General features: G+C 52.7%; 1 protein-coding gene. It reads right to left on the bottom strand.

Annotation, left to right across the window (positions count from 1 at the left end):
* Positions 1–28 precede the first annotated feature (28 nt).
* Positions 29–1,249: an ISL3-like element ISKox3 family transposase gene (locus ACOT1A_RS24540; RefSeq protein WP_000343760.1), complete on the bottom strand. Its 1,221-nt coding sequence runs from the start codon at positions 1,247–1,249 to the stop codon at positions 29–31.
* Positions 1,250–1,316 lie beyond the last annotated feature (67 nt).

Genomic DNA, 1,316 nt, shown 5'->3' on the forward strand with positions numbered 1-1,316 from the left:
GGGTCTTCCCCGATCATGGTGGGAAGGCTCAGAACGCCATATTCAGCTTTCCGTAGTGGAACATCACCCCCAGTTTAAAGCGCTCCCGGTTTCGGTATCCCCTGGCTTTTATCCTCAGCAGCCTGATCTTGCTGTTAAGTGCCTCCGCATTTCCGTTTGAGACACTGTGTCGCATCGCATTCAGGATCCCGTACAGCCTTTTTCCTATCGTTTTCGCGGCATTTTTCATCATGGGAACGTCACTGTTAGCCGCCAGCGCCAACCATCTCTGCCAGTCACTCCGTCTTTCCTCGCTCCATGGCCTGTTCCAGATATCCTTTGCCAGCTCTTTCAGCGCCCAGCACTGGCTCGTCAGCTTCATCTGTGCACGCAGCCACATCAGCTTTTCCTGCCGGGATTCGGTCATCCACTTATCGCTGTACTGCCACAGGAAGCGGGTTCCTTTTGCCTGGTGTCGGCTTTCAACAGGGAGGTGCGGATGTTCATTCTGACGGGTTTTATCAACTACCTCGCCCAGTTGCTTCGCCACATGGAAGCGGTCAAAGGCGATTTTCTCAACCGCACTGGGTAAGTGGATACGCGCTGCTCTTATATAGCCCGCGTTCATGTCCATTGAGAGCGTTTTGATAGCCAGCAACTGCCCATCAGTGAGCGTGCGAAGATAGCCGGCAAGACTCTCTGTGCCGCGATCATCCGTTAAGGCCAGCGCCCGACCATCGCGATCGGAGATCACCGTTATGTAACGATGTCCTTTTTTAAAGGCGACCTCATCCACATTCATATGACGGGCGGATAATGGCTTTTTTATCCGGGCAAGACCTCGCTTAACTGCCCGGGTCATAATGCCGTCAACCGCATTCCAACTGAGCTTAAGTTGCTTCCTGACAGCATCAACGGTGCTGATTTTCAGCCATGAGAGAACGAACGATTCGAATAGCAACGTATACCGGCTTCCGGGGCCAGCCCACGGAACAGGCAACGTCAGGCAGCCATGCTCCGGACACATAATTCGTGGAACATCGGCTTCAACAATAGTGGTGAACTGGCAGGTATCAAGATGGCGCCATTTACGATGACGGTGATCGTGAACAGAACAGGATTTACCGCAGGTCGGACAGGCTAGCCGGGTGTTTTCAGCGATCTCAATAGTGACAGTAACAGAACCGGCATTTTCATCGAGAGAAAGGGACTTTACCTGCCACGGATCGGACAGGTTGAGAATATGAGCGTAGAGGGACTTTTCGTCCATGGCGGTGACCTCTGGCGATTAAATACACCATTATCATGCCTTCAGCCACCACAACAAGGGAAGACCC

The organism is Enterobacter cloacae complex sp. SYL003, from assembly GCF_049236925.1.
Taxonomy (GTDB): domain Bacteria; phylum Pseudomonadota; class Gammaproteobacteria; order Enterobacterales; family Enterobacteriaceae; genus Enterobacter; species Enterobacter intestinihominis.